21 protein-coding genes and 2 pseudogenes are annotated in these 19,029 nt (G+C 49.3%); 8 read left to right on the top strand and 15 right to left on the bottom strand.

The features are described 5' to 3' along the window. The first annotated feature begins 35 nt into the window (after window positions 1-35). From dacA to lipA, 4 genes are all read left to right on the top strand, one after another. Window positions 36-1,235: a D-alanyl-D-alanine carboxypeptidase DacA gene (gene dacA / locus PT300_07340; protein ID MDF7680412.1), complete on the top strand. Its 1,200-nt coding sequence runs from the start codon at window positions 36-38 to the stop codon at window positions 1,233-1,235. 168 nt (window positions 1,236-1,403) lie between these two features. Beyond that, window positions 1,404-1,667 (top strand): DUF493 family protein YbeD, encoded by a 264-nt coding sequence (gene ybeD, locus PT300_07335; protein ID MDF7680411.1) that lies wholly within the window; start codon window positions 1,404-1,406, stop codon window positions 1,665-1,667. A gap of 94 nt (window positions 1,668-1,761) precedes the next feature. Continuing rightward, on the top strand, window positions 1,762-2,418 hold the full coding sequence (gene lipB, locus PT300_07330; protein ID MDF7680410.1) for a lipoyl(octanoyl) transferase LipB: 657 nt from the start codon (window positions 1,762-1,764) through the stop codon (window positions 2,416-2,418). A 147-nt stretch (window positions 2,419-2,565) separates the two neighbouring features. Beyond that, window positions 2,566-3,531 (top strand): lipoyl synthase, encoded by a 966-nt coding sequence (gene lipA, locus PT300_07325; GenBank protein MDF7680409.1) that lies wholly within the window; start codon window positions 2,566-2,568, stop codon window positions 3,529-3,531. Window positions 3,532-3,686: 155 nt separating this feature from the next. Here the strand turns inward: lipA and tatE are convergent, their stop codons facing one another. Next, window positions 3,687-3,890 carry a twin-arginine translocase subunit TatE gene (gene tatE, locus PT300_07320; GenBank protein MDF7680408.1) on the bottom strand — a complete coding sequence of 68 codons (204 nt, stop codon included), beginning with the start codon at window positions 3,888-3,890 and terminating at the stop codon, window positions 3,687-3,689. A 284-nt stretch (window positions 3,891-4,174) separates the two neighbouring features. Here tatE and crcB point away from each other — a divergent pair, with 284 nt between their 5' ends. Continuing rightward, the gene (gene crcB, locus PT300_07315) at window positions 4,175-4,558 is read left to right on the top strand and encodes a fluoride efflux transporter CrcB (protein ID MDF7680407.1); all 384 of its coding nucleotides are present in this window, start codon (window positions 4,175-4,177) and stop codon (window positions 4,556-4,558) included. Window positions 4,559-4,609: 51 nt separating this feature from the next. On the opposite strand, the gene cspE is transcribed toward crcB, so the two are convergent. The 3 genes from cspE to PT300_07300 form a co-directional block, all read right to left on the bottom strand. Next, window positions 4,610-4,819 carry a transcription antiterminator/RNA stability regulator CspE gene (cspE, locus tag PT300_07310; protein MDF7680406.1) on the bottom strand — a complete coding sequence of 70 codons (210 nt, stop codon included), beginning with the start codon at window positions 4,817-4,819 and terminating at the stop codon, window positions 4,610-4,612. A 195-nt stretch (window positions 4,820-5,014) separates the two neighbouring features. Beyond that, a complete protein-coding gene (gene pagP, locus PT300_07305; GenBank protein ID MDF7680405.1) occupies window positions 5,015-5,632 on the bottom strand; it encodes a lipid IV(A) palmitoyltransferase PagP in 618 nt (205 codons plus the stop codon). Window positions 5,633-5,647: 15 nt separating this feature from the next. Next, window positions 5,648-6,492 (bottom strand): IS5 family transposase gene (locus PT300_07300; protein MDF7680404.1). Its coding sequence is split into 2 segments (ribosomal slippage): window positions 5,648-6,147 and window positions 6,147-6,492, totalling 846 coding nucleotides; the frame shifts between segments, so codons are not numbered across the junction. Window positions 6,493-6,766: 274 nt separating this feature from the next. Between PT300_07300 and PT300_07295 the strand changes: the two genes are divergently transcribed. Further along, a complete protein-coding gene (locus PT300_07295) occupies window positions 6,767-7,567 on the top strand; it encodes a ribonuclease I (protein MDF7680403.1) in 801 nt (266 codons plus the stop codon). 96 nt (window positions 7,568-7,663) lie between these two features. Here PT300_07295 and der read toward each other — a convergent pair whose 3' ends face one another. From der to PT300_07250, 9 genes are all read right to left on the bottom strand, one after another. After that, window positions 7,664-9,130, bottom strand: a complete 1,467-nt coding sequence (gene der, locus PT300_07290; protein ID MDF7680402.1) for a ribosome biogenesis GTPase Der — start codon at window positions 9,128-9,130, stop codon at window positions 7,664-7,666. 124 nt (window positions 9,131-9,254) lie between these two features. Next, a complete protein-coding gene (bamB, locus tag PT300_07285) occupies window positions 9,255-10,433 on the bottom strand; it encodes an outer membrane protein assembly factor BamB (protein MDF7680401.1) in 1,179 nt (392 codons plus the stop codon). A gap of 9 nt (window positions 10,434-10,442) precedes the next feature. Further along, on the bottom strand, window positions 10,443-11,063 hold the full coding sequence (locus PT300_07280; protein ID MDF7680400.1) for a YfgM family protein: 621 nt from the start codon (window positions 11,061-11,063) through the stop codon (window positions 10,443-10,445). 33 nt (window positions 11,064-11,096) lie between these two features. After that, complete coding sequence (gene hisS / locus PT300_07275) at window positions 11,097-12,371, bottom strand: histidine--tRNA ligase (GenBank protein MDF7680399.1); 1,275 nt, start codon at window positions 12,369-12,371, stop codon at window positions 11,097-11,099. Between the two features lie 90 nt (window positions 12,372-12,461). Beyond that, on the bottom strand, window positions 12,462-13,583 hold the full coding sequence (gene ispG / locus PT300_07270) for a flavodoxin-dependent (E)-4-hydroxy-3-methylbut-2-enyl-diphosphate synthase (protein ID MDF7680398.1): 1,122 nt from the start codon (window positions 13,581-13,583) through the stop codon (window positions 12,462-12,464). A gap of 26 nt (window positions 13,584-13,609) precedes the next feature. Then, window positions 13,610-14,575: a cytoskeleton protein RodZ gene (gene rodZ, locus PT300_07265; GenBank protein MDF7680397.1), complete on the bottom strand. Its 966-nt coding sequence runs from the start codon at window positions 14,573-14,575 to the stop codon at window positions 13,610-13,612. Between the two features lie 279 nt (window positions 14,576-14,854). Then, window positions 14,855-16,030 carry a bifunctional tRNA (adenosine(37)-C2)-methyltransferase TrmG/ribosomal RNA large subunit methyltransferase RlmN gene (locus PT300_07260; GenBank protein ID MDF7680396.1) on the bottom strand — a complete coding sequence of 392 codons (1,176 nt, stop codon included), beginning with the start codon at window positions 16,028-16,030 and terminating at the stop codon, window positions 14,855-14,857. Window positions 16,031-16,191: 161 nt separating this feature from the next. Beyond that, entirely contained in the window at window positions 16,192-16,623 is a 432-nt protein-coding gene (gene ndk, locus PT300_07255) for a nucleoside-diphosphate kinase (protein ID MDF7680395.1), read from the bottom strand. A 161-nt stretch (window positions 16,624-16,784) separates the two neighbouring features. Further along, entirely contained in the window at window positions 16,785-17,201 is a 417-nt protein-coding gene (locus PT300_07250; protein ID MDF7680394.1) for a transposase, read from the bottom strand. 180 nt (window positions 17,202-17,381) lie between these two features. Here PT300_07250 and PT300_07245 point away from each other — a divergent pair, with 180 nt between their 5' ends. Both PT300_07245 and nadS read left to right on the top strand, forming a co-directional pair. Further along, entirely contained in the window at window positions 17,382-17,735 is a 354-nt protein-coding gene (locus PT300_07245; protein ID MDF7680393.1) for a type II toxin-antitoxin system RelE/ParE family toxin, read from the top strand. After that, on the top strand, window positions 17,732-18,022 hold the full coding sequence (nadS, locus tag PT300_07240) for a NadS family protein (protein MDF7680392.1): 291 nt from the start codon (window positions 17,732-17,734) through the stop codon (window positions 18,020-18,022). Before PT300_07245 ends, nadS begins: the two co-directional genes overlap by 4 nt. Before the next feature lie 424 nt (window positions 18,023-18,446). Here nadS and PT300_07235 read toward each other — a convergent pair. Together PT300_07235 and PT300_07230 are read right to left on the bottom strand one after the other, a co-directional pair. Continuing rightward, a pseudogene (locus tag PT300_07235) lies at window positions 18,447-18,647 on the bottom strand (IS3 family transposase). A gap of 125 nt (window positions 18,648-18,772) precedes the next feature. Next, a pseudogene (locus PT300_07230) lies at window positions 18,773-18,934 on the bottom strand (transposase). Between the last annotated feature and the right edge of the window lie 95 nt (window positions 18,935-19,029).

Genomic DNA, 19,029 nt, shown 5'->3' with positions numbered 1-19,029 from the left:
TTTTTAACTCCACCACGGATGCCGTTATTCAGACCATGAAGATCTTTTGCAGCGCACGTCTATTCCTGACTACTCTCTCCATCGCAGCGCTCTCCTGGAGTGCCCATGCCGATGACCTGAATCTCAAAACGCTGATCCCAGGTGCGCCACAAATTGATGCCGCGTCCTGGATACTAATCGATTATTACTCCGGTCAAGTGCTGGCAGAGAATAACGCTGACGCCCGTCGCGATCCGGCAAGCCTGACCAAAATGATGACCAGCTATGTCATTGGCCAGGCGATGAAAGCAGGTAAATTTAAAGATGCCGACCTTGTCTCGGTGGGAAATGATGCATGGGCGACCGGCAATCCAGTATTCAGAGGCTCTTCATTGATGTTTCTCAAACCGGGTATGCAGGTCACCGTTTCCCAGCTGATCCGTGGGATTAATCTGCAATCGGGCAACGACGCTTGTGTCGCGATGGCAGACTATGTCGCCGGTAGCCAGGATGCGTTTGTCACGCTGATGAATGGCTATGTCAAGAAGCTCGGTTTGCAAAATACGCACTTCCAGACAGTACATGGTCTGGATGCTGATGGTCAGTACAGCTCTGCCCGTGATATGGCCTTAATTGGCCAGGCGCTGATCCGCGACGTACCCAATGAATATGCGGTCTATAAGGAAAAAGAGTTCACCTTTAACGGCATTCGTCAGCTCAATCGCAACGGCCTGTTATGGGATAAAAGCCTCAGTGTTGATGGCATCAAAACCGGCCATACCGACAAGGCGGGTTATAATCTTGTTGCCTCTGCGACGGACGGACCGATGCGTCTGATCTCTGTGGTCATGGGCGGGCGTACTTTCAAAGGCCGGGAGGCAGAAAGTAAAAAATTACTGACGTGGGGATTTCGTTTCTTTGAAACCGCGACGCCATTAAAAGCGGATAAAAAATTTGCTTCAGAGCCAGTGTGGTTCGGTAATACCGATCGTGCTTCTCTGGGGGTAGAGAAAGACGCTTATATCACCATCCCCCGTGGACGGATGAAAGATCTGAAAGCCAGCTATATTCTGAATAGCAATGAACTGCACGCTCCGCTACAGAAAAACCAGATTGTCGGCACCATTAATTTCCAGCTGGATGGCAAAACGATCGATCAACGCCCGCTGGTGATCCTGCAGGAGATCCCGGAAGGTAACTTCTTTAGTAAACTGATTGATTATATTAAGTTAATATTTCATCGCTGGTTTGGTTAAAAATCATGTACTTGAAAGTATAACCTGCGCCCCCATATGCAAAACAGCAGCCTGACACGGCCGAAGTTAAAATGGCAAGGAGAACGCCATTCCGCTGTCAGGCACTGAATCACTGGATAACGCTCACGATCCTGTGGGTGGTTATTTCGCCGTAATACCGGAGCTGACATGAAAACCAAACTGAATGAACTGCTTGAATTTCCTACGTCATTTACTTACAAAGTCATGGGACAGGCCTCCCCTGAGCTGGTTGATCGCGTGGTGGAAGTCGTGCAGCGCCACGCGCCCGGTGATTATTCACCCCAGGTCAAACCCAGCAGTAAGGGCAACTACCATTCTGTTTCTATTACCATTAATGCCACACATATCGAACAAATTGAAACCCTGTATGAAGAATTAGGCAAAATCGATATTGTGCGGATGGTGCTGTAATCATTTCCTGCCGCCCGGTACTCTCCCCGGGCGCGCTTACCAGGCAGCCATGATATACTCCCACTGACTGTTTCGCTCTGTGGAAGATGCTATTTTGCAGCAAAATAAGATTATTATCCGTCAGCTTGGTCTGCAGCCTTACCAGCCGGTGTCACAAGCCATGCATCAGTTTACCGATTGCCGTGATGATAAAACCCCGGATGAAATCTGGCTGGTAGAGCATTTTCCTGTTTTTACCCAGGGTCAGGCGGGTAAAGCGGAACATGTGCTGGCTGCGGGTGATATTCCTGTGATTCAGAGCGATCGGGGGGGACAGGTGACTTATCATGGTCCCGGGCAACAAGTCATGTACGTGCTTCTTGATCTCAAACGACGTAAGCTGGGTGTCCGCCAGCTCGTTACGCTATTAGAGCAGACGGTGATTAATACACTGGCTGAATATGGTATCGCCTCTCACGCACGCGCTGATGCACCGGGCGTGTATAGCGAGGAAAAAAAGATCTGTTCGCTCGGCCTGCGCATTCGTAAAGGTTGTTCCTTCCACGGCCTTGCACTCAATATCGCGATGGATCTGTCACCATTCCGCCGGATCAACCCTTGCGGTTATGCCGGTATGGAAATAACACAAATGCGTCACTGGCTGCCGGATATTCAGCCACAGACCGTTGCGCCACAGCTGATCGCGCATCTGCTGACTTTACTGGGTGATCCCCCCTGTGATTATCAGACGCAACAACAAACGCTGTCATGAATCACCATCATGCTGTTTTTATTCAGCAGACGCGCGGCTATCAATGCTATACTGCCCTTTTTATTAAAAAATAGTTTACATTTTCAATAGCTATTTGAATTAGTTAGCTTTTTTCTCTTATCTGCAACGGAAACCAACAGGCATACTATGAGTAAACCTATTGTAATGGAACGCGGGGTCAAGTACCGCGATGCTGATAAAATGGCTCTTATTCCGGTGAAAAATGTCGTGACGGAGCGTGAAACCCTGCTCAGAAAACCGGAATGGATGAAAATAAAACTGCCTGCTGACTCTTCCCGTATTCAGGGGATTAAATCAGCAATGCGTAAAAATGGCTTGCACTCAGTCTGCGAAGAGGCCTCCTGCCCTAACCTTGCGGAGTGCTTTAATCACGGAACGGCCACTTTTATGATCCTCGGCGCAATCTGTACCCGTCGTTGTCCGTTCTGTGATGTGGCACATGGACGCCCGCTTAGCCCGGATCCTGACGAGCCACAAAAAATGGCGCAAACCATCGCTGATATGGGATTGCGCTATGTGGTTGTCACTTCCGTTGACCGTGATGATCTGCGTGATGGCGGCGCGCAACACTTTGCCGATTGCATTACCGCCATCCGTGAAAAAAATCCGGCGATTAAAATTGAAACCCTGGTGCCTGATTTTCGCGGACGGATGGATCGGGCACTGGCTATTCTCAAATCTGCCCCACCGGATGTCTTCAATCACAACCTGGAAAATGTGCCCCGTCTGTATCGTCAGATTCGCCCTGGCGCTGATTATCACTGGTCACTGAAACTTCTGGCACAATTTAAACAAGCACATCCGGATATTCCGACTAAATCGGGATTGATGACCGGGCTTGGTGAGACCAACGAAGAGATTATTGCTGTGATGCGCGATCTCCGTCGCCACGGGGTGACGATGTTAACCTTAGGTCAGTATCTGCAACCGAGCCGCCATCATCTGCCTGTTCAGCGCTACGTGAGTCCGGATGAATTTGCCGCCATGAAAGCCGAAGCACTGGCAATGGGATTTACCCACGCTGCCTGTGGCCCCTTTGTGCGCTCATCTTATCATGCTGATTTACAGGCCAAAGGCGTAGAAGTGAAATAACAGTGGCCTGCCTGCTGCGGGTGGCTCACATCGCAAATTACGAATACACCTGGTGTGCAACCGATATAACAAAAGCGCCGTGTGTGGCGCTTTTTACTGCCGTTATTTTTCAGACTGTGCGTTGCGACACCGGCCGCCGGCAATCGTCCCCTGGGTTACTCTTTATGAGACAACTTCTGAGCCGACGCTTCTTCTTCGACATGAGTTGGCTTTACGCTATCGTCATCATTCATGGCTTTCTTAAAACCTTTGATCGCAGAACCCAGATCCCCACCGAGGGTGCGTAATTTTTTGGTGCCAAACACCAGCACAACCAATGCGGCGACAACTAATAATTTGGTAATACTGATCTCACCCATAACTCAACCTTTTCTCTCAAACACGCTGTAACTAATCTATTAACGGCTATTTACCAGATTGACACAATAGCAATTTGTAACAATGTGCATCAGCAATCTATCTGAAAAACACCGCTATCATGACAAGGAAGTCAGCCTGTGGCTGATATCACCGGATATGCACGCCCCTTTAGCTGTCTATTTTTACATATATTGCGCAATTAACAAATAACTGATACGTAGCCAGCGCGGACTGATAACGATTAAACTGGTCACTAATTCGAAGCTAATCGCAGGAGAGACAAGTGTTGCGACTCATGTTAGCCATTTTTATTGGTGGTGGTAGCGGTAGTCTGTTGCGCTGGTGGTTAGGTATCAAACTCAATGCGATGCACACCGCCATTCCCGTTGGCACGCTCGCCGCGAATCTGTCAGGAGCATTGATTATCGGTGCCGGGCTGGCGTGGTTTCATCGTCTGCCTGATATCGATCCGCTGTGGAAGCTGCTGATCACGACCGGTTTTTGTGGTGGACTGACAACGTTTTCAACATTTTCCTCCGAGGTTTTTCTGCTACTGCAACAAGGGCGCATCCACTGGGCTTTACTCAATATTCTGCTCAATATGGCGGGCTCACTGCTCATGACAGCCAGTGGATTCTGGCTCTTTTCTCATGCTACGGGTCGATAACAGAACAAAAAAACCCGCTAATGCGGGTTTTCATATCTGTTGCCACAATACTCAGATAGCGTTGACGTTAGCCGCTGAAGGTCCTTTGGCACCGCTAGTAATTTCGAACTCTACGCGCTGACCTTCCGCCAGAGTTTTAAAACCATTGGACTGAATGGCAGAGAAATGAACAAACACATCTTTACTGCCATCTTCAGGCGTAATGAAACCGAATCCTTTGGACTCATTAAACCACTTAACGCTACCTTTAATCTTAGACATCAAAATTACCTTTTATGAAAAACGACATCAGTATTATGCCAAGCGTCAGTACATCAATTGTCGTACTTTTTGTCCAGCCAAAGTTTACTAAAAAATGACAAAAGTCTATATTTTTTCAGCTGATCGCATTTTATTTACTGTTTTTACACAGAAAATGCACTTATTTCATTTATGACTAAGATATAGCGAATATCGTTAAAACTGGATACGCGCCCAGGCAAAGCAGACATTGCCATTGTTATAGGTGCCTGGGATATAGGTCATCTGGAAAGTTACCGGCCCATAACCCACAGACGCTAACGGTAAGGCTAATGGCACCGGAATATAGCGCCAGTTATGACGTGCCGTCACCCCTACGGTATAACCCAAGCCCAGACGAAAATGATTATCGGCGAGGGGATACCAGTTTTTCTCCCAGCCATAACCGCCTATCGGTTCCCATTTATTAAAAGAGTCTTTAAAGGCCATTAAGTACAGACCATGCCAGTTCCCTTTATCATCCCAGCGTGAAATTCCTCCTCCGGCTCCCCACGGACGTTCGTTATATTTATCGATTTTTTGTCTGTCATAGGCAAAGCGGGCATGCCATGTAATCGCCGGGAGATATAAATCGTAGTGCTCATCGTGCTGCCACGTTTTTTCAATGTTATCGCTTAATGTATTGTAACCTTCACGGAGAGTCGAGGAAAATGAGGCAACTGCCTGGTGACAGGATAACAAAAAACATGTAAAAACAAATAAATAAGTTAAAGCCTGATTTTTTTTCAGCACGGTATTATCACCAATATCTATTTCCAGAAAGATTAAAATAATATTAGGCTGTGTCCTTTAACCTAACAAGCGCCTTAAAAACAACCTGATTGCCCCCAGTTTTAGCATGCTCAGATAGTTTCTGGCTATTTTTTCTGAGCGCGTGGCTATTCGACGGTTTTCTTTCAGTATTGCAAAGCAGCGTTCCACCACATTGCGCTTTTTATATAACTGACGATCCAGCGCTCGACGACCATCACGGCTTGCTTTTTCGTTTGATTTGAAAGGAATAACTGCCTTTATTCCCTTCGTTTTTAAATAAATACGAAGATTACTGCCTGAGTATCCTTTATCCGCCAGCACAGCTTTGGGGCGCGACTTCAGACAACCACTTTTTCGAATAACACCGATTTGTCTGAGTAAGGGTTTTGCGTACTGACTTTCGTGAGCCTGCCCACCGCTCAGGCAGAAACTTAAGGGTAATCCTGTACCATCTGTTGCCAGATGGATTTTGGTGCCAAAGCCGCCGCGTGAGCGACCCAGCCCATGGTCATCTGAGTCATCGGGATATTTTTTTTTGCACCCGCAGCCGCTTTCAGGGCCCTGATGTTACTTCCGTCAAGTGCGATGACATCCCAGTCAATCAACGATTTTTCATCAAGTATCTGAAGTAATTTATTGAAAATACTGTTCATTACGCCACTTTTTGACCACCGGTTAAAACGGTTATATATCGTTTTCCAGCAGCCGTAACGTTCAGGTAAATCCCGCCATGGGGCACCGGAACAAAGGATCCAGAATATGCCATTCATGACGTGTCTGTGAGAAAAATAAGGGCGTCCCCCTCTGGAAGAGGCTTTTTCAGGTGGTAGCATGGGAGAAATCAGTGCCCACGCCTCATCCGGGAAATCGTAGCGAGCCATATCTAAAGGACTTCCTGTAGTGAGACAGATACCAGATTGTACAAAAAATAGTTACGGGACACACCCTAGTCTATATTCTGAGTCACTTGCGCCACGGCACTAAAATAGTGAATAGAATATTCTCAGCCGAAATAGATCGCTGGCATCTCAGAGCGCCTGTCTGGCAAGCGTGACTATAGTACCTTGTCTTCATGGCAGGCGAAAAGTATGCTCACCCTGACCGTACCCTTTTATGTTTTGATCATTGACTGTTTGTTTATAACAAAGAATGAATATGGCTAATAACAATCTCATTGCTATCGTTTTTTTGCTTATCTCCGCACCACTGAGCGCCACTCCCCTTATTGCCACACAATATAGCGATTTTAATCATTATGTCCTTGCCCTCTCCTGGCAAGCGGGGTTCTGCCATAGCATGAATCATCAGGCGATGATCCAGCCGCCAGCGGAGTGCCGCTCACCCGGCCAGTTATCCCATACCACTGACCTGCTTAGCGTGCACGGTTTATGGCCAGATTTACCTGAATCTGTTGCGGCTTATGGGGTCGATCAGCGACGCTGGCGACGTTTTGGTTGTGCCGCCCGTCCTGTGCCTGATATGCCAGAGGTGAGATCGCGCGATAAATGCCAGGCCGCAGACACGGGAGTGTCAGCGGAAATCATGCGTCAACTCAGTAAAGTGATGCCGGGGGCTGGCGCCGGTTCATGTCTTGAGCGCTATGAATATGCTAAACATGGTGTCTGTTTTGGTTTCGATCCGGACGCTTATTTTGCCACGATGATCAGATTTGATGATGAAATAAAGCACAGCCCGCTGGGTACGCTGCTGACCCACTATTATGGCCAATATATCGATCGTGAAACTTTTGATGTTACCGTAGCCGGGGTTTATGGCGAACACAGCGTCAACGCCTTTAAACTGATCTGTCACGGTTATCCCGCTCATCTGACCGGGATCCAGGTCTTTATTAAAGCCACTGCCATCAATGCGCCACTGACAGACCATTCATTTCAGCCGCAGTTTGATCGGGGAAATTGTGGCGAACGATTCATGGTTGATCCGGCAGACCGCTAGCACCACGAGAACAAAAATCACCTGCGTTTATCATCTGCCTACGGGCAGATGTCATCATTGCGGTTATTGATCCGTGGCGCTGCCTGGCATGGGGGGCTATTTGCCCTTTTTGATATGTTTAATCAAGCGTTTACGTTTACGTAGCTGATTAGGCGTCAGTGTATTGCGCTTACCGGCAAAGGGATTTTCGCCTTCCTTAAAACGAATGCGAATAGGTGTTCCCATGACTTTCAGTGATTTACGGAAATAGTTCATCAGATAACGCCGGTAAGAATCGGGTAAATCATTCACCTGATTACCATGTATCACCACAATCGGTGGATTGTAGCCTCCGGCATGTGCGTATTTCAGTTTTACCCGTCGCCCACGCACCAGCGGCGGCTGATGTTCTTCCGCTGCCATTGTCATAATCCGGGTCAGGATGGCTGTCCCGACACGGTTCGTCGCGCTGTCATAAGCCTCTTTTACCGACTCAAACAGATTCCCCACGCCGCTACCATGCAACGCAGAAATAAAATGCACACGGGCAAAATCGATAAAACCCAGCCGGAAATCCAGTGTTTCCTTCACCTGTTGCTTAACTTCCTGACTCAGGCCGTCCCACTTGTTGACCACAATCACCAGTGAACGGCCACTGTTGAGGATAAAACTCAGCAATGAGAGATCCTGGTCAGAAATCCCTTCCCGTGCATCAATCACCAGTAACACCACATTTGCATCTTCTATTGCCTGCAGTGTTTTGATCACCGAGAATTTTTCTACTGTCTCGGTGATTTTTCCACGTTTACGCACGCCCGCCGTATCGATCAATACATATTCACGATCATCGCGCTGCATGGGAATATAGATGCTATCACGGGTCGTCCCCGGCATATCGTAAACCACCACCCGATCTTCACCCAGAATACGATTAGTTAATGTCGATTTCCCGACATTTGGACGACCAACAATCGCCAGTTTGATCGGCAAATCCTGTGGATTAAACGCTTCCTCCGCCGCTTCACTCTCTTCATCATATTGCTGCATCGTTAATCCAGTCAGATCTTCCTCTTCAGCTGACTGATCGCCTGAATTTTGCTCCGCCATCCAGGGCAGAAGCACTTGTTCCAGCAAACTGGTCACTCCGCGACCATGTGATGCCGCAATAGGATGGATATCCCCCAGCCCCAGTGACCAGAAATCGGCTATTGCCTGATCGGCGTCAATACCATCGGTTTTGTTGGCTACCAGAAAAGTTGGCTTTTCGCGGGCACGCAGATGTTTCGCGATGGCAATATCGGCGGGCATCAGTCCGGCACGGGCGTCCACCATAAACAGCACCACATCCGCTTCTTCAATCGCCAGTAGCGACTGTTCCGCCATACGGCTTTCCACGCCCTCTTCTGTTCCTTCGATACCCCCGGTATCGATGCAGATAAATTCGCAACCATCGACCTCAGCACGACCATATTTACGATCGCGAGTCAGCCCAGGGAAATCCGCGACCAGCGCATCACGAGTCCGCGTTAAGCGGTTAAAAAGCGTGGATTTCCCAACATTAGGGCGCCCGACAAGCGCGACCACTGGTATCATGTTAAAAGCCTCATCAAATCACTAAGCAACGTCATTAACCGACGTTATCAAAAACAGTATAAAACGGCCCCTGTCTGTCAGGGGCCGTTTCGCATTCATATCACTGCCAGACTGATTAATGCGTCATCGCATACAGCGTGCCATCTCGTGCCTGGATCAGCAATTGACCTTCGGCGACGATCGGCTGACTATGAAAACCGGAACTGTCGACTTTCTGCTGAGCGACAAAGTGACCATCCTGGGCACTTAGCCAGTGCAGATAGCCTTCGCCATCACCGACCACCAGATAACCATTATACAACACCGGTGCGGTCAGCAAGCGATGCAGAAGGTCGCTCTGTGTCCATATTGTGATGCCGCCTTCAGTGCTCAGTGCCAGTAAACGATCATTCTGATCGACCAGATAGATACGATTACCATCGACAATAAAATCGCTGACGGAACCCAGCTCACGCTTCCAGATAATTTGCCCACTACGTAAATCGAGCGCCACCAGATTACCATTGTAGGCCAGCGCATAAATAACACCATTGACCACCACAGGGGTGGTGTCAACATCGTTCAGGCGATCGATTTCTGTTATTCCACTGGCCTGCGAAATGCGCTGCTGCCAGATAATCTGCCCCTGCTGCATCAGTACCGCACTGACACGGCCATTATCGCCACCGACAATCGCTGCACCATAAGCGACGGCCGGTGCCGACTCACCACGCAGAGAAAGCGCTGGCATATCGAGATTGACCGTCCACTGTACGGTGCCATCGGCGGTGTTCAGCGCCTGAAGCTGGCCATTACTGGTATGAACCAGCACCATGCCATCGCTGACTACCGGCCGGGAAAGCGCTTCGCCAGCCACCTTTGTCTGCCAGGCAACGCTACCGTCGCTGGTGTTCAATGCATACAGCTGTGCTTTTTCGCTGCCAACATAGATATGACCACCGGAGACCGTCAGCCCACCAGAAAGCAGTGCTGACTGGCGCGAAAACCAGCCCTCTTTTTCAGCCAGGTTAACCGACCATATCGCTTTACCATCACCGGTATTCAGCGCGCTGACCGTACCGTTACGATCTGCGGCATAAATGATGCCATCGGCGAAAGCCGGATGCAGACTGGAGTAAAACTCACCAGTGCCATGACCTACCGATGTGCTCCAGGCGGTAGAGGGGGTGAACTGATTCGTCACCGATGGCAGAGGCGACATTTTTACCACATCTTCTTCGCTATTAAACAACGAACAACCGCTTAATAAGCTAATGGAAAGCAGCCCTGGTAAAAGTAATTTACGCAATCGCATCACGCCCTCTCAGATGGCTAAATTATTAATTTTCATCAGCATAACTTCACTGAACTGCGGGGAAACGCTATTTTTGACACCCTCTTCCCAGGCAGCGCGAGCCCCTTGCTTATCGCCTTTATTCAGCAGAATATCGCCACGCAGATCAGCAACCCTCGCCTCCCAGCCCGCACTTTTAATACTATCAAGCGTTTTCTGCGCGTCATCCGCTTTTTTCAACTGCTGTTGTACGCGCGCAAGACGTATCGCAATAATCGCATGCAGATTGTCATCTGACACCGCCGCTAAACCTTGCTGAAGCTGTTTCTCAGCATTTTGCCAGTCATTTTTATCGCCAAAATACTGCGCCAGTTTCAGCGAGGCGAAAGCACCGTAACTGTTTTTGTTATCGGCCACAAACTGGCTCGCCATCTTCACCGCTTCTGGTTTATCCGAGGCAAGCGCAGAAGTGACTTTTTCATAGGCGAGCGAGGCTTCTCTCGCCGAATCCTGTTGATAAGTACTCCAGTAGCGCCAGCCCACCAGCGCAGCAATACCGATAATCGCGCCAATCGCTAATGCTTTACCGTTATCGATAAAAAAATACTTCAGGGCTTCGATCTGATCATGTTCGTTATTATACGTTTCCACGTTTTCCTTCTCCTGATTCAGGATCTGCGGGAATTAACCTAAAATCGCCAGTAAATGCGCAGCGATATTATCCTGGGTGACGGTAGTTTGCTGACCTGAACGTAGATCTTTGACCACTACATTATCGGTTGCTATTTCTGACTCGCCAATAACCAGCGCCACACACGCTCCCCATTTATCCGCGCGGGCAAACTGTTTCTTAAAGTTGCCGCCACCGTGATTAACCATTAATTTGATCCCCGGTAACTCATCACGAAGCCGCTCAGCCAGGCGCATTGCGACAAACTGAGTATCTGCACCACTGGCGACCAGGTAGACATCCACCACCGGATCAGCACTAAATTCAGGATTGACCGCCTGAACCAGCAATACCAGACGTTCCAGCCCCATAGCAAAACCGACGGCGGGCGTTTCCCGTCCTCCCAGTTGCGCTACCAGACCATCATAACGGCCTCCCGCACAGACTGTCCCTTGCGCACCCAAGGTAGTGGTGACCCACTCGAATACAGTACGATTATAGTAATCCAGGCCACGCACCAGACGCGGATTGACGTGGTAAGCGATACCTGCGTCATCAAGCAGTGCGCACAACCCGCTGAAATGGGCGCGATCGTCTTCATCCAGATAGTCGCTCAATACCGGTGCGTCGTTCAGTAACGTCTGAACATGTGGATTTTTCGAGTCAAGGACACGCAGTGGATTGCTGTACATGCGGCGCTGACAATCTTCATCAAGTTGATCTTTAAATTGCTCAAGATAAGCCACCAGCGCATCGCGATACGCGGTGCGCGATGCCAGCGAACCAATAGAGTTCAGCTCCAGCGTCACATGCTGAGCGATCCCCAGCATCCGCCACCAGCGGGCAGTCAGCATAATCAGTTCAGCGTCAATATCAGGCCCCTGCAGACCAAACACTTCGATACCTATCTGATGAAACTGACGATAACGTCCTTTCTGCGGCCGTTCATGGCGAAACATCGGCCCGATATACCACAGACGCTGTTCCTGATTGTATAACAGCCCGTGTTCGATACCCGCTCGCACGCAACCGGCGGTTCCTTCGGGGCGTAAAGTCAGGCTATCGCCGTTACGATCCTCAAAGGTGTACATCTCTTTTTCAACCACATCGGTCACTTCACCGATAGCGCGTTTAAATAACGGAGTCTGCTCAACAATCGGCAAACGAATTTCGCTGTAACCATAGCTGCCAAGCACTTGTTTCAGTGAGTTTTCAATACGTTGCCAGAGAGCGGTCTCGCCCGGCAGATAATCGTTCATGCCACGGATAGCCTGAATATTCTTAGCCACGTTTAATCTCTTTATTAATATACAAAAATAACCCCTGATATCTTATGCCTGCGGAATCGATCCTGCACGAAAAATACCCTACGGGATGGATTACTCTTTTGTATCCTGCTGAATATTGATGCGACGTTGCTGATCGAGCATCGATGCCTTTGCCCGAATACGGGTTTCCAGTTGTGCAATCATATCGTTGTTATCCAGCCGATCTTTTCGCACACCATCTTCATAAAGACCACTCTTTTTATTACCACCGGTCACCCCAAGGGTCGAAACCAGCGCTTCACCCGGACCATTAACCACGCAACCAATAATCGAAACATCCATCGGGGTGATAATATCCTCCAGACGCTGCTCCAGGGCATTCACCGTACTGATAACATCAAACTCCTGGCGGGAACAGGTGGGACAGGCGATAAAATTAATCCCACGTGAACGGATACGTAACGATTTCAGAATATCAAATCCGACTTTGATCTCTTCTACCGGATCAGCCGCCAGCGAAACACGCAGGGTATCGCCGATCCCCTCGGCTAACAGCATCCCAAGACCAATCGCCGACTTCACCGCACCACTCCGTGCGCCTCCTGCCTCGGTGATCCCAAGATGTAAAGGCTGTTCTATCTGTTTAGCCAGCAAACGATAGGATTCGACCGCGAGAAAGACATCTGACGCCTTGACACTGACTTTGAACTGATCGAAGTTGAGCCGATCGAGATAGTCGACATGCCGCATCGCGGATTCCAGCAGCGCCTGCGGGACGGGTTCACCATATTTTTCCTGTAAGTCTTTTTCCAGTGAACCGGCATTCACCCCAATACGGATCGGAATATTTTTATCACGCGCACAATCAACCACCATCCGGATACGCTCTTCACTACCGATATTACCGGGATTGATACGCAGGCAATCGACGCCATATTCCGCCACTTTCAGCGCAATACGATAGTCAAAATGGATATCGGCAATGAGCGGCAGCGAAACTTGCTGCTTAATCAGCCTGAACGCCTCTGCGGCATCCATCGTCGGCACCGATACCCGTACAATATCGGCCCCCACTCGTTCTAATGCTTTGATTTGGTTAACTGTCGCAGTCACATCGGTGGTGCGGGTATTGGTCATTGACTGTACAGCAATGGGCGCGCCATCACCGATCGGTACACGACCCACATAGATCCGCTTTGATTTTCTGCGTTGAATAGTCGCTTGATTATGCATGAAAAATCTCCCGCGTTACCCGTTTATTACTGTGCCGATGAGGATTCATCGTTAAGGGTCAAACGCGCAACCTGATGCGCTTTGATGAAGCGGCTTAAGTCGACAGCTTTCCCCCGATAGAGGATTTGTGTCGCTGCCGGTGCGCCAATCGTCAGCTTATACGGTGCCTGGCCATTCAGATTCAGATGCTCCCCTTTATGTTGCAAACCGCTGAATAATTTTTTCCCGCGCGCATCGCTCACTTCCAGCCAGCATTCATCAGAAAAATTGATCACTAAATCCTGCGTGGTGTCAGGCTGCGTGCTGCTATCTGCCGCCACGGCTGGCAACGCTGTGGCAGGCGGGATGGCCGTTGGGGTATTCACTTCAGTCTGAGCCGGGGCGAGCGTAGGCTTACCGGGGGTGGTCGGCAGTGTGGTGTTCTGCGCAAGGGGAGCCACTTCAGTGGCCGTATCCACAGGATGAACAGTTTCCGATACAGCCGGGCGACGCTCCGGCACGGCAGCCGGTATATGCCCGGCGGAGTTCAATTCAATCGCCACAGGCTGGCCTGCCATCGCGCTAATCTCTTCCTGTTGCGCTTTATGCTCCTGCCACCACCAGATACCACTCAGGCCAACGACTACAAATAACACCAGGCAGGTGATACCCATCAACCAGCCATCGCGTTTTTTGCGCTTTTTTCCCAGCATAACCTTCTGTACTGGCTTCATTTTAACCGTATTCACGGGCGACTGATTTTCTATTATCGGTAGCAGTTCATCTTCCGGAATATGGACAAGACGCGCATAAGAACGAATATAGCCACGTAAAAAAGTGGCAGCCAGTTCAGTCGGCGCGATATCGTCCTCAATGTCACGCACAGTGGAAATCTTCAGGCACAGACGTTCCGCTACCGTTTTCTGGCTGAGTCCAAGTTGTTCACGTGCGTGACGCAGGCGCGCGCCTGCAGTAGTGAGTTCCTGGTGATCTTGAGTGGCTTCAGTGTTCATTCGACAACTACTGGTACATGAATTTAAAATTCAGCGCCGGTTCACCCTGCGCCGCGAAATTATCTTTAATTATCCGATACTTAATATAAAAATAAGCATAGCCCTGTCTGCGTGATGACCAACTGACTCTTGTCAACAGGGAACACCAGTCAATTATAAGTATCACATACTGCCTCAAAGCGGATAAAAACGCACTGTAATTATTGATAAACCTGTTTCTTTTGCCAGACTGCCAGTTCTCCAGCGCTGGCATTGCGCAAATACTGCGCATAGCGGTTCTTACGACGCGGATCTCTCCCTGACCGGGATCACTTCACCCTGACTCATTTTGCGCAACGTCCGTTTGGTGCGGTCAATCACATCTCCCGCCAGTTGCCCACAGGCTGCATCAATGTCGTCACCACGGGTTTTACGCACAATGGTTGTAAAACCATATGCCATCAGCACTTTAGCAAAGCGATCGATACGACTATTGGAACTTCTGCCATAAGGTGCGCCAGGGAAGGGATTCCACGGGATCAGATTAATCTTACAAGGTGTCTCTTTTAGCAATGCGGCGAGTTCGTGGGCATGCTCAGTATCATCGTTGACATGATCCAGCATCACATATTCGACCGTAACGCGCCCCTGGTTAGCATTAGACTTCGCAATATAGCCGCGCACCGATTGCAGAAAAGTCGCGATATTATATTTCCTGTTGAGCGGAACGATTTCATTGCGGATCGTATCATTAGGCGCATGTAAAGAGATGGCCAGCGCCACATCAATCATATCCCCGAGCTTATCCAGGGCCGGAACCACGCCGGAGGTGGAAAGCGTGACACGACGTTTAGAAAGACCAAAACCGAAATCATCAAGCATGATTTCCATCGCCGGAACCACGTTGGTCAGATTCAGTAATGGTTCCCCCATTCCCATCATAACCACATTGGTAATCGGCCGCTGACCGGTTATTTTTTCGGCACCAACGATTTTGGCGGCCCGCCATACCTGACCGATAATTTCAGAAACCCGTAAATTACGGTTAAAACCCTGTTGTGCCGTTGAACAAAACCGACACTCCAGCGCACAACCTACCTGCGAAGAAACGCATAATGTGGCCCGATCATCTTCCGGAATATAAACCGTCTCCACCCGTTGATCGCCGACAGCAAGCGCCCATTTAATCGTACCATCGCTGGAACGTTGTTCCTCAACCACTTGTGGCGCGCGGATTTCAGCCACCTGGTGTAATTTAGCACGCAATACTTTGTTGATATCCGTCATCTCATCAAAGTTATCGCTGCAATAGTGATACATCCACTTCATCACCTGATCGGCGCGGAAGGGTTTTTCACCCATCGTGATGAAAAACTCACGCATTTGCTGACGATTGAGATCGAGCAGATTCACTTTGCTCTCTTTTTCCGGCGTCGTCAGCGCGACGTTAGTGGGGGTGATAATTTGTTGTGACATGATTTATTCCGGCCTCGTTGTGACACATTATGGCCCCTGAAAGATGGCAGACACGCCGCTGGGGGGCAGCATTGTACAGGCTCTGGCGCTGGGATACCACGGCTTGATACCCCAGCCACGCAATAAAGTGTAAAAAATCGCGTGTTAATCGCGGGCAGCACTTAGCGCGTGCGCGGGCAAATTTCATCTTCAGCAAAAAAATAGGCGATCTCGCGAGCCGCCGACGCCTGCGAATCAGAACCATGCGTGCCGTTTTCAGTGGCGCTATCGGCATAATCAGCGCGCAGTGTCCCGGTCAACGCCTGGGCCGGATTGGTCGCACCTAACAGATCACGGTGGCGCTGCACGGCATTTTCCCCCTCCAGAACAGTGACCACAATCGGCCCGGAGGTCATAAATGCCACCAGTCCATCAAAGAACGGGCGTCCCTGGTGCTCGGCATAAAAACCGCGCGCCTGTTCAGCCGTCAGATGGATCATCTTAATCGCCACGATGCTAAATCCAGCGAGCTCAAAACGGGAAAAAATAGCGCCAATCACATTCTTGGCTACAGCGTTAGGTTTAATAATAGAAAGTGTACGTTCAATCGTCATTGATGACCTCTTATCCGATAGGGGTGATAACTCAGGGATGCCAGTGATAATTACAGATAATACAAAAAATTAACATCCTGTTTTATCACCTTAGCGCCGGGCTCCTGCCGCGACGGCCTCATTAATCCACCGGATGAGCTGCTAACGCTCATCCGCAGGCGTCAGTCGTCCCCATCCGTTTCCCCGTAATAATCCCTGAGCTTTTTTCGCAGTACCAGTATCGCTGCCGCCTCCGCCAGAGCCTTCTCCTTACGGATCAGCTTTCTCTTCAGTTGTTTATTCTCTTTCTGGCTCTGCTCCGGATAAAGGTCTTTTTTACGGCAGTATTCTGCCACTTCAGCCTCAGAAAATATGGCGGTTTCCACGATGGCGGTGAAGCGGGCTTCCGTAGGCCACTGTTCACTGTTTTTGTCTGCGCCGGGCACGGGTTTCCCCTCCTGTTTAGCCTGATTACGCCAGTTATAGAGGGTAGTTTCGGATATTCCGTCCATTTGTGCAACAGTGGAAACCGCCATGTTGTAGGGAGGCAGCAATTTAGCCAGTATGGCTGTTTTTCGTTCAGGGGAAATACGTTTCATTTGTCACTCCATACCCTCAGACTGATTTTTCAGCGGAGGTGACAACTATCCTGACACTGAGGGTATACGGCTTACCCACTTAAAAGAACGGTTAACTTATCATCAAAAAGGGCTTGTAACTCTTACACAGTACCACTAAGATAAACTCATACAGTGTGCGAGTGAGATAAAATTAAAGGAATGAATTTACTACACTTCATTGAAACCAAAGTCTTTCAGAGAGTAATCGATGGATTGCTTTCACCCGACGAACTCCGGGAGTTTCAGGAAGTGCTAAGGCAAAATCCCACCGCAGGCGATACCATATCAGGTACGGGCGGTTGCCGTAAGATTCGCTGGGCTTTGCCTGGTATGGGTAAGAGTGGTGGTATCAGGGTCATATACTACTATCTGACAGCAGATAACGAAGTATTCCTTCTTATCGCTTACCCAAAGAACGAGAAAGACAATCTCACTAATGCTGAAAAGAATCAGTTGAAGAAAGCCGTAGAAGGTATAGAGCAAGCCTCCCAGGAGGCAAGGGGGATGAAATGAGAAAAGAACTCTTTGACGAGCTGATCGAGAGTGCCAACGAAGCCGTAGCCATCAAACGGGGTATTGTTGCCCCAGCTCGTGTTACGACCTTTGAGATGCCCGATGTGAAAGCTATCCGCACAAAAGCGAAGCTCAAACAAAATGAGTTTGCCCAGGTAGTGGGTGTCTCTCCTTCTCTGGTACAAGCCTGGGAACAGCAAAAGAGAACTCCCACCGGTAGCAGTCTTAAACTGTTGCGGGTCATTGAAAAGCATCCAGATATGCTTAACCTGTTCAGAACAGCATAAGCCCCTTAGCTGGGGCTTTTTTGTTTAGAGCCTATCCAACCAGGCGTTATTGGCGCAGCCAGTTTGGACACGGACAGCGCGCAGAAACCGCAGCGTACACGGAGTATGTGAGGATTTCGAGCACTGCCCAGGGACAAAATGGCAAGTAAAATAGCCTAATGGGATAGGCTCTTAATCTGTATTACCCAGGGAACAGCAATGATAAAGAGATACAGTGAAAGACCTGCAGAACTGGAACTATTACAAAACAGACTGTTGCTGTCACTCCGAACGGATGACAACGATTATATTTTATCTGTATGCCGTCAAATCAGCGATACAGGGCTAAATCTCAAATACAGAATACAGATTATATTTTTCATTACATAAACTGTTGCTCTTACCACAGCGGTAAGTGTCAAGACAGTTGTCACCCCTGTTTAATTTAAACTGCCTGTTTTTCCTGTTCCGGATTTAATGTCACCGGGCCTTCCGGCTGCCAGTTTCTTGTCTTCCCTGACCCGCGCTCCGGATGCGCTTTCTGTGCCTGACGATACAGTTCATCACGCTGTTTCAGCAGGGCCCTGTCTTCACCACGATGCCGTTCTGCGGGCGTGACATAACATATCCCGCTGTGACGGTGCTCTTTCTCAGGACTCAGACGGTTAACCGACACCGGCCTGACGACTGTCAGACGGCCATCTTCATGATGCTTTTGCCAGCGCTGCCAGGTGCGAAGGCTCAGGTTCACTTCACGGCAGGCAACCCTGCGCCGGGCACGGGTTTCCCCTCCTGTTTAGCCTGATTACGCCAGTTATAGAGGGTAGCTTCGGCTATTCCTTCCATTTGTGCAACGGTGGAAACCGACATGTTGTAAGGAGGCAATAATTTAACCAGTATGGCCGATTTTCGTTCAGGGGAAATACGTTTCATTTGTCACTCCATGCCCTCAGACTAATTTTTCAGCGGGGGTGACAATTATCCTGACACTGAGAGATAACGCGCCATCACCAGTACTGGCAGAAGAA

The sequence above is a fragment of the Enterobacteriaceae bacterium ESL0689 genome (genome assembly GCA_029433525.1).
Classification (GTDB): Bacteria; Pseudomonadota; Gammaproteobacteria; order Enterobacterales; family Enterobacteriaceae; genus JAQTIF01.
This window is presented reverse-complemented; position numbering and strand designations above follow the sequence as displayed.

Excerpts from the sequence above, each read along its gene's own strand:
- dacA (MDF7680412.1), top strand. The coding sequence starts at position 36 with ATGAAGATCTTTTGCAGCGCACGTCTATTCCTGACTACTCTCTCCATC.
- ybeD (MDF7680411.1), top strand. The coding sequence starts at position 1,404 with ATGAAAACCAAACTGAATGAACTGCTTGAATTTCCTACGTCATTTACT.
- lipA (MDF7680409.1), top strand. The coding sequence starts at position 2,566 with ATGAGTAAACCTATTGTAATGGAACGCGGGGTCAAGTACCGCGATGCT.
- tatE (MDF7680408.1), bottom strand. The coding sequence starts at position 3,890 with ATGGGTGAGATCAGTATTACCAAATTATTAGTTGTCGCCGCATTGGTT.
- cspE (MDF7680406.1), bottom strand. The coding sequence starts at position 4,819 with ATGTCTAAGATTAAAGGTAGCGTTAAGTGGTTTAATGAGTCCAAAGGA.
- PT300_07295 (MDF7680403.1), top strand. The coding sequence starts at position 6,767 with ATGGCTAATAACAATCTCATTGCTATCGTTTTTTTGCTTATCTCCGCA.
- bamB (MDF7680401.1), bottom strand. The coding sequence starts at position 10,433 with ATGCGATTGCGTAAATTACTTTTACCAGGGCTGCTTTCCATTAGCTTA.
- ispG (MDF7680398.1), bottom strand. The coding sequence starts at position 13,583 with ATGCATAATCAAGCGACTATTCAACGCAGAAAATCAAAGCGGATCTAT.
- rodZ (MDF7680397.1), bottom strand. The coding sequence starts at position 14,575 with ATGAACACTGAAGCCACTCAAGATCACCAGGAACTCACTACTGCAGGC.
- PT300_07260 (MDF7680396.1), bottom strand. The coding sequence starts at position 16,030 with ATGTCACAACAAATTATCACCCCCACTAACGTCGCGCTGACGACGCCG.
- ndk (MDF7680395.1), bottom strand. The coding sequence starts at position 16,623 with ATGACGATTGAACGTACACTTTCTATTATTAAACCTAACGCTGTAGCC.
- PT300_07250 (MDF7680394.1), bottom strand. The coding sequence starts at position 17,201 with ATGAAACGTATTTCCCCTGAACGAAAAACAGCCATACTGGCTAAATTG.
- PT300_07245 (MDF7680393.1), top strand. The coding sequence starts at position 17,382 with ATGAATTTACTACACTTCATTGAAACCAAAGTCTTTCAGAGAGTAATC.
- nadS (MDF7680392.1), top strand. The coding sequence starts at position 17,732 with ATGAGAAAAGAACTCTTTGACGAGCTGATCGAGAGTGCCAACGAAGCC.